Below are 9,112 nucleotides of genomic sequence, written 5' to 3'. Positions count from 1 at the left end.
TGGTGGCGCACATCATCGCCACCGGCGAGCGTTATGAAACCTCGCCGGCCGATTGCGAACTGCACTTCATGTCGTTCGCCTTCGACGGCTCCCACGAAGGCTGGATGCACCCGTTGATCAACGGCGCCAGCGTGCTGATCCGCGATGACAGCCTGTGGCTGCCCGAGTACACCTACGAACAGATGCACCGTCACAACGTGACCATGGCCGTGTTCCCGCCGGTGTACCTGCAACAGCTGGCCGAACATGCCGAGCGCGACGGTAATCCTCCGAAAGTCCGTGTGTACTGCTTCGGCGGTGACGCGGTGGCGCAGGCCAGCTACGACCTGGCCTGGCGCGCACTCAAGCCGACCTACCTGTTCAACGGCTATGGTCCAACCGAAACCGTGGTCACGCCGCTGCTGTGGAAAGCACGCAAGGGCGACCCGTGCGGCGCGGTCTATGCACCGATTGGCACCTTGCTGGGCAACCGCAGCGGCTACGTGCTCGACGCGCAGCTCAACCTGCAACCGATCGGCGTCGCCGGTGAGCTGTACCTGGGCGGCGAGGGCGTGGCGCGCGGTTATCTGGAGCGTCCAGCACTGACCGCCGAGCGCTTCGTACCGGATCCATTCGGCAAGCCGGGCAGCCGCGTGTATCGCAGCGGCGACCTGACCCGCGGTCGTCCGGATGGCGTGGTGGACTACCTCGGTCGTGTCGACCATCAAGTGAAAATCCGCGGTTTCCGCATCGAACTGGGTGAAATCGAAGCGCGCTTGCGTGAGCAGGACAACGTCGGCGAAACCGTGGTGGTGGCCCAGGAAGGCCCGACCGGCAAACAGCTGGTGGCTTATGTAGTGCCGGCCGACGCCAACCTGGCCGATCAGGCCGAGTTCCGCGACAGCCTGCGCCGCGCCCTGAAAACCCGCCTGCCGGACTACATGGTGCCGACGCACTTCATGTTCCTCGCGCAAATGCCGCTGACCCCCAATGGCAAGCTCGACCGCAAGGGCCTGCCCGAGCCGGATGCAAGCCTGCTGCAACAGGCCTATGTGGCCCCCGAAAGCGAGTTGGAACAACAGATCGCCGCGATCTGGGCCGAGGTGCTGCGCCTGCCGCAGGTGGGGCTGAACGACAACTTCTTTGAAGTCGGCGGTCATTCCTTGCTGGCGATCCAGATCACCTCGCGGGTGCAGGCCGAACTGGGCCTGGAAGTGCCGCTGGTGGAAGTGTTCCAGACCGAAACGCTGCGTGCCTACGTACAGGCCGCCGCCACCTTCCGCGCCGGCAGTGCGGAAGATTTTGATGACCTTCGTGACTTCTTGAGCGAACTAGAGGCGATTTGACCCATGCTTTCCAACCCTAATATCGATCTGGTTTCGCGCTTTCTTCGCCTGCCTCTGGAACAGCGCCAGCAGTTTTACCAGCGCCTGCAAAGCCGTGGCATGAGTTTCGCCCAACTGCCGATTGCCTCGATCCGCGAGGACGGCCAGAAGCTGCCATTGTCCTACGCCCAGGAGCGCCAGTGGTTTCTCTGGCAACTGGACCCGGACAGCGCCGCCTATCACGTGCCCGGCGCCCTGCGCCTGAGTGGCAAGTTGGACAAGGCCGCTCTGCAACGCAGCTTCGACACGCTGGTGGCGCGCCATGAAAGCCTGCGCACGCGCCTGCACCTGGACGCCGAGGAGCGTGCCCAGGAGGTGCTGGCCCACACCGTGATCGAGATCGCTGAAAGCGCAGTCGACGAGACCCAGCTCACGTCCCGCGTCGAAGCGGAAATCGCCCGGCCTTTCGATTTACAGCAAGGTCCATTGTTGCGGGTCAGCTTGCTCGCCGTGAGCGAAGACGAGCACGTGCTGGTGCTGGTGCAGCACCATATCGTTTCCGATGGCTGGTCGATGGGCGTGATGGTGCAGGAATTGATGCAGCTCTACGCGGCCTACAGCCAGGGCCAGGACTGTGTACTGGCGCCGCTGCCGATCCAGTATGCCGACTACGCGCTGTGGCAGCGCCGCTGGATGGAGGCCGGGGAGAAGGCCCGTCAATTGGACTACTGGCGCGAACTGCTCAGCGGCGCGCAGCCGGTACTGGAGCTGCCGTTCGACCAGCCGCGTCCGGCGCAACAGAGCTTTCGCGGCGCGCGCCAGGACATCGTGCTCGAACCGGCCCTGGTTGCAGGCTTGAAAGCCCTGGCCCAACGTGAAGGCGTGACGATGTTCATGTTGCTGCTGGCGTCGTTCCAGGCCTTCCTGTACCGCTACAGCGGGCAATCGGACATCCGTGTCGGCGTGCCGATTGCCAACCGCAACCGTGTCGAGACCGAGTCGCTGATCGGCTTTTTCGTCAACACCCAGGTGCTCAAGGCCGACGTCGACGGCGCCATGCCCTTTACCGCACTGCTGCAGCACACCAAGCGCCGCGCGCTGGAGGCCCAGGCTCATCAGGACTTGCCCTTCGAGCAATTGGTGGAGGCGCTGCAACCGGAACGCAGCCTGAGCCACAACCCGCTGTTCCAGGTGATGTTCAACCACCAGGCCCACTCACACACAGCAGAGCAGCAATTGCCTGGCCTGCGCGTGGCCAACCTGGAATGGGACAGCCACAGCGCCCAGTTCGACCTGAGCCTGGACACCCAGGAGAGCGGCGACGCGATCTGGGCCTCCCTGACTTACGCCACCGACCTGTTCGGCGCCGCCACCGTGGCGCGCATGGCCGAGCACTGGCTGAGCCTGCTGCGTGCCGCCGTGGCGAACAGCGCGTTGCCGGTGCAGGACCTGGCGACCCTCAGCGCCAACGAGCTCGAGCAGATGCTTGACCAGTGGAACGCCACCGCGCGCGATTATCCGCAAGGGCAGTGGGTACATCAGTTGATCGAGGCGCAGGTGCTGGTGCAGCCGGACGCACCGGCAGTGCGCTTCAACCACCTGTCCCTGAGCTATGCCGAACTGAACCGTCGTGCCAACCGCCTGGCCCATCGCCTGATCGAAGCCGGTGTCGGCCCCGACGTGCTGGTCGGCCTGGCGGTGGAGCGCTCCATTGAAATGGTGGTTGGCCTGCTCGCGGTGCTCAAGGCCGGTGGGGCCTATGTGCCGCTGGACCCGGAGTATCCGCGTGAGCGCCTGGCCTACATGCTCGGCGACAGCGGGGTGAAACTGCTGCTGACCCAGGCGCATCTGCGTGAGCAGTTGCCGATTCCCCAAGGTCTGGAAACGCTGGTGCTGGGCGAGTCCGACTTTGAGCACTACAGCGACACCAACCCAGGCATCGCGCTGGACGGCGAAAACCTCGCCTACGTGATCTACACCTCGGGTTCCACCGGCCAGCCAAAAGGTGCCGGCAACCGTCATTCGGCATTGCTCAACCGCCTGCAATGGATGCAGGAGGCGTATGGCCTGGAGGTCAGCGACAGCGTGCTGCAAAAGACCCCGTTCAGCTTCGACGTGTCGGTGTGGGAGTTCTTCTGGCCGCTGATGACCGGCTCGCGCCTGGTGGTTGCCGCGCCGGGGGATCATCGCGATCCGGCCCGGCTGGTCAGCCTGATCAATGCCGAGCGCATCACCACGCTGCACTTTGTGCCGTCGATGCTGCAGGCATTCCTGCAGGACCCGGCGGTGTCGAGTTGCCAAAGCCTGCAGCGCATTGTGTGCAGCGGCGAAGCGTTACCGGTGGATGCGCAGCAGCAAGTCTTCGCCAAACTGCCCCAGGCCGGGCTCTACAACCTGTATGGCCCGACCGAAGCGGCTATCGACGTGACCCACTGGACCTGCATCGATGAAGAGCGCGATGCGGTGCCGATAGGCAGTCCGATTGCCAACCTCAGCTGCTACATCCTCGACAGCAACTTCGAACCTGTACCGGTTGGCGTGCTGGGCGAGCTGTACCTGGGCGGCATCGGCCTGGCCCGTGGTTATCACCGTCGTCCGGCACTTACCGCCGAGCGCTTTATCGCCCACCCGTTCATCAAGGGCGAACGCCTGTACCGCACCGGCGACCTCGCGCGCTACCGCGCAGACGGCGTGATCGAGTACGCCGGGCGTATCGACCATCAGGTCAAGTTGCGCGGCCTGCGTATCGAACTGGGTGAAATCGAAGCGCGCCTGCTCGACCATGATTGGGTTCGCGAGACCGCCGTACTGGCCGTCGACGGCAAATACCTGGTCGGCTACCTGGTGTTGCACAGCGCCGGCGATGATTGGCGCGAAGTACTCGGTGCTCATCTGGCTCAGCACCTGCCCGACTACATGGTGCCGGCGCAGTGGGTGGTACTCGACCAGATGCCCTTGAGCCCGAACGGCAAGCTCGACCGCAAGGCCCTGCCCAAGCCCGAGGCCACGCAGCAATACGAAGCGCCGCACACTGCCCTGGAGCAGCAGATTGCCGCGATCTGGGCCGAGGTGCTGGGCATCGAGCACGTGGGCTTGAACGACAACTTCTTCGAGCGCGGCGGCGACTCGATCATCTCGATCCAGGTGGTCAGCCGCGCCCGGGCAGCCGGCATTCATTTCACCGCCAAAGCGCTGTTCCAGCACCAGACCGTGCGCAGCCTGGCGCGGGTGGCGCAGTTGCAGGTGGCCCAGGTCATCGACCAGGGGCCGGTGCAGGGCACGACGCCGTTGCTGCCGTTCCAGCAACTGTTCTTCGGGATGCAATTGCCCGAGCAACACCACTGGAACCAGTCACTGCTGCTGACCCCTCGCGAGGTGATGGAGGGCGACCGCCTGGAAACGGCCTTGCAAGGGCTGATCGCGCACCATGATGGCTTGCGCCTGCGCTTCAGCCCGCACGCCGCGGGGTGGCAGGCCGAGCATGCCGCAGCCGTTACGCCGGTGCTGTGGCAAGCCCGTGTGCAGGATGCCGATGAACTGGCCGCCCTGTGCGAAAACGCCCAGCGCAGCCTCGACCTGCAGCAGGGGCCGTTGTTGCGCGCGGTTCTCGCCGAACTGGCCGACGGTTCCCAGCGCCTGCTCTTGGTCATGCACCACCTAGTGGTGGACGGCGTGTCCTGGCGGGTGTTTCTCGAAGACCTGCAGAGCCTGTACCGCCACCAATCGCTGCCGGCCAAGACCTCGTCGTTCAAGGCCTGGGCCGAGCGTCTGCAGGCTCATGCCCGCAGCGAATCGATCCGTGCCGAGAAAGACTTCTGGCTGCAACAGCTGCAAGGCCTGCCGACCGACTTGCCTTGCCGTGATCCACAGGGTGCGCGCCCCGTCCGCCTGGCCCAGACCGTGATCAGTCAACTGGATGCCGAACGCACCCGGCAGCTGCTGCAACAGGCGCCGACGGCCTATCGCACGCAGATCAATGACCTGCTGCTGACCGCGCTGGCGCGCGTGATCTGCCGCTGGACCGGGCACGCTTCGAGCCTGATCCAGCTGGAAGGGCACGGCCGCGAAGACCTGTTTGACGAGATCGACCTGACCCGCACCCTGGGCTGGTTCACCAGCCTGTTCCCGGTGCGCCTGACGCCGGCCGAGTCGCTTGCCACGTCGATCAAGCAGATCAAGCAACAGCTGCGCGCTGTCCCGGACAAAGGCCTGGGCTTCGGCGCGCTGCGCTACCTGGGCGATGACGCCACGCGCGAGGCCTTCAGTGGCTTGCCGGTGCCGCGCATCACCTTCAACTACCTGGGCCAGATCGACGCCAGTTTCGACCAGCCGGACGGCCTGTTCATCCCGTCGGCAGAAAGCGCCGGCGCCGAACAAAGCCCCGAGGCGCCATTGGGCAACTGGTTGACGCTCAACGGCCAGGTGTATGGCGGTGAACTGCAACTGGGCTGGACCTTCAGCCCGCTGATGTTCGACCCCGCCGCGATCCAGGCGCTGAGCGTCGCCTATACCGAGGAATTGAATGCCCTGGTGGAGCATTGCTGCACGCCTGGCAACCGCGGCTTTACGGCGTGCGACTTCCCGTTGTCGCGCCTCAACCAGGCGCAGTTGGAGTCCTTGCCGCTGGCCGCAGACGCCATCGAAGACATCTACAGCTTGTCGCCGATGCAGCAGGGCATGTTGTTCCACACCTTGTATGAACAGGCCGCGGGCGACTACATCAATCAGATCCGCGTGACCGTCGACAACCTGGACGTGGCGCGCTTCCAGCATGCCTGGGATGCCACCGTGCAGGCTCATGACGTACTGCGCAGTGGTTTCTTCTGGGAAGGGCAGCTGGAGTGGCCATGCCAAGTGGTGTACCGCGAGGCGCGGTTGCCGATCGACGTGCTTGATTGGCGAGCGATGCCTGAGCGTGAGCTGGAGCTGCAGAACCTGCAGGAGGCCCAGCGCCGCCAGGGGTTTGACCTGACCAAGGCGCCGCTGGTGCGCCTGGTGCTGGTGCGCACCGATGAGCAACGCCATGAGCTGATCTACACCAATCACCACATCCTGATGGACGGCTGGAGCAATTCGCGGCTGTTCGGTGAAGTGCTGCAACGTTATGCCGGCGTCGCCGTGCCGCAGGCCGCCGGGCGTTACCGCGACTACATCGGCTGGCTGCAACAGCGTGACGCGCAGGCCACCGAAACCTTCTGGCGCGAACAACTGGCCGTGCTGCACACCCCGACCCGCCTGGGCAGCAGTCAGCCGCTGGCCGCGCAGGGGCATGGCGAGCATCAACTGCAGCTGGACCGTGCCTTGACCGCGCGCCTGGAATCTTTCGCGCGCAGCCACAAGGTCACGCTCAATACCTTGATTCAGGCGGCGTGGCTGATCCTGTTGCAACGCCACAGCGGGCAGGCGGTGGTGTGCTTCGGCGCCACCGTGGCCGGGCGCCCGGCCGAATTGGCCGGGGTCGAGCAACAGGTCGGCCTGTTCATCAACACCTTGCCGGTGATCAGCGCGGTGGAGGGCCAGCAATCGGTGGCCGACTGGCTGCAAGCGGTGCAGGCGCAGAACCTGGCCCTGCGCGAGCATGAACACACCGGCTTGTACGACATCCAGCGCTGGGCCGGGCAGGGCGGCGAGGCCTTGTTCGACAACATTCTGGTGTTCGAAAACTACCCGGTATCCAAGGCCCTGGAACAGAGCGGCGGCAGCGGCATTCGCTTCGGCACGCCGCATTCCCACGAGCAGACCAGCTTCCCGCTGACCGTGCTGGTGGACGTCGGCGACACGCTGTCAGTGCAGTTCGGCTTTGCCCGCGCGCACTTCAGTGCGGCCATGGTGCACAGCTATGCGCGCCACCTGGTCAACCTGCTGCAGGCCATGCTCCAGGGCGGGCAACAACACCTTGGCGAGCTGGCCATGCTCGACCCGGCCGAGCGCCAGCAAGTCGTGCGGGACTGGAATGCCACGGCGCGGAACTATCCCCTGCAGGACTGTGTGCATCAACGGATTGAACAGCAGGTAACGCGAACGCCGGACGCGCCGGCCCTGGTATTCGCCGAGCAGCGCTTGAGCTACGCCGAATTGAACCGTCGTGCCAATCGCCTGGCCCATCGCTTGATCGAGGCGGGTGTGGGCCCGGATGTGCTGGTCGGCCTGGCCGTGGAGCGTTGCGTCGAGATGGTGGTCGGCCTGCTCGCGGTGCTCAAGGCCGGTGGCGCCTATGTGCCGCTCGACCCGGAGTACCCACGCGAGCGCCTGGCCTACATGCTCGACGACAGTGGCGTGAAGCTGCTGCTGACCCAGGCGCACTTGCGCGAGCAACTGCCGATTCCGACCAATCTGGAAACCTTGGTGCTGGGCGAGTCTGCCTTTGAAGACTACAGCGACAGCAACCCAGGCATCGTGCTGGACGGCGAAAACCTCGCGTATGTGATCTACACCTCCGGCTCCACCGGCCAGCCCAAAGGCGCCGGCAACCGTCACTCGGCCCTGGCCAACCGTCTGCACTGGATGCAGGAAGCCTATGGCCTGGATGTCAGCGACACGGTCCTGCAAAAGACCCCGTTCAGCTTCGACGTGTCGGTGTGGGAGTTCTTCTGGCCATTGATGACCGGCGCGCGCCTGGTGGTCGCGGCGCCGGGGGATCACCGCGATCCGGCCAAACTGGTCAACCTGATCAATGCCGAGCAGGTCACCACGCTGCACTTTGTGCCGTCGATGCTGCAGGCATTCCTGCAGGATCCGGCGGTTGCGACCTGCCACACCTTGCACCGTATCGTGTGCAGCGGCGAGGCGTTGCCGGTGGATGCCCAGCAGCAGGTGTTCGCCAAACTGCCGCAGGCCGGGCTCTACAATCTGTACGGCCCGACCGAGGCGGCCATCGACGTGACCCACTGGACCTGCATCGATGAAGGCCGCGATGCGGTGCCGATTGGGCGTCCGATTGCCAACCTCGGTTGCTACATCCTCGACGACAACTTCGAGCCGGCGCCGGTGGGTGTGCTCGGCGAGCTGTACCTGGGTGGCGTGGGCCTGGCGCGGGGTTACCATCGCCGTCCCGCGCTGACTGCCGAGCGCTTTATCGCGCATCCGTTTGTCGACGGTGAGCGCCTGTACCGCACCGGCGACCTGGCACGCTACCGCGCAGACGGCGTGATCGAGTACGCCGGGCGGATCGACCATCAAGTCAAGTTGCGCGGCCTGCGCATCGAGCTGGGCGAAATCGAAGCGCGCCTGCTGGAGCACGACTGGGTCCGCGAGACCGCCGTACTGGCTGTCGACGGCAAATACCTGGTCGGCTACCTGGTGCTGCACGACGCCGCCGACGATTGGCGCGATGTGCTCAGCGCACACCTGGCCCAGCACCTGCCGGACTACATGGTGCCTGCGCAGTGGATGCTGCTGGAGCAGATGCCGCTGAGCCCCAACGGCAAGCTCGACCGCAAGGCGCTGCCCAAGGCCGATGCCAACCTGCAGGCACGCGCCTACGTGGCGCCGTCCAGCGAGTTGGAGCAGCAGATCGCCGCCATCTGGGCCGAGGTACTCGACGTGGAGCGAGTGGGCCTGCACGACAACTTCTTCGAACTGGGCGGGCATTCGCTGCTGGCGACGCAGGTGGTGGTGCGCCTGCGCGAGCAATTGCACGCCGAGTTCGATGTGAAATCGATCTTCACCACCCCGACCCTGGCCGATTTCAGCGCCTACGTGGCGGCGCAGCAGACAAATAATTCGCCGGTGCAGGACGCATTGGCTAAATCCTTGGAGGCCCTCAAACGTCTATCAGCAGAAGATTTGGATAAATTGATTTCCTGAGG

2 protein-coding genes are annotated in these 9,112 nt (G+C 64.9%); both read left to right on the top strand.

Annotation, left to right across the window (positions count from 1 at the left end; translation table 11 throughout):
- On the top strand, positions 1–1,325 hold a 1,325-nt coding region (locus tag QMX97_RS23925; RefSeq protein WP_348775370.1), incomplete at its 5' end, for an AMP-binding protein.
- A gap of 3 nt (positions 1,326–1,328) precedes the next feature.
- Entirely contained in the window at positions 1,329–9,110 is a 7,782-nt protein-coding gene (locus QMX97_RS23920) for a non-ribosomal peptide synthetase (protein ID WP_282397734.1), read from the top strand.
- Positions 9,111–9,112 lie beyond the last annotated feature (2 nt).

It is taken from the genome of Pseudomonas sp. PS01298, assembly GCF_029959745.1.
Lineage (GTDB): Bacteria > Pseudomonadota > Gammaproteobacteria > Pseudomonadales > Pseudomonadaceae > Aquipseudomonas > Aquipseudomonas aylmerensis.
Note: the sequence above shows the minus strand (reverse complement) of the source record. Positions and strands in the feature narration are given on the sequence as shown.

What these genes read in the sequence shown, in the direction of transcription:
- QMX97_RS23920 (WP_282397734.1), top strand. Translation starts at nt 1,329, where the DNA reads ATGCTTTCCAACCCTAATATCGATCTGGTTTCGCGCTTTCTTCGCCTG.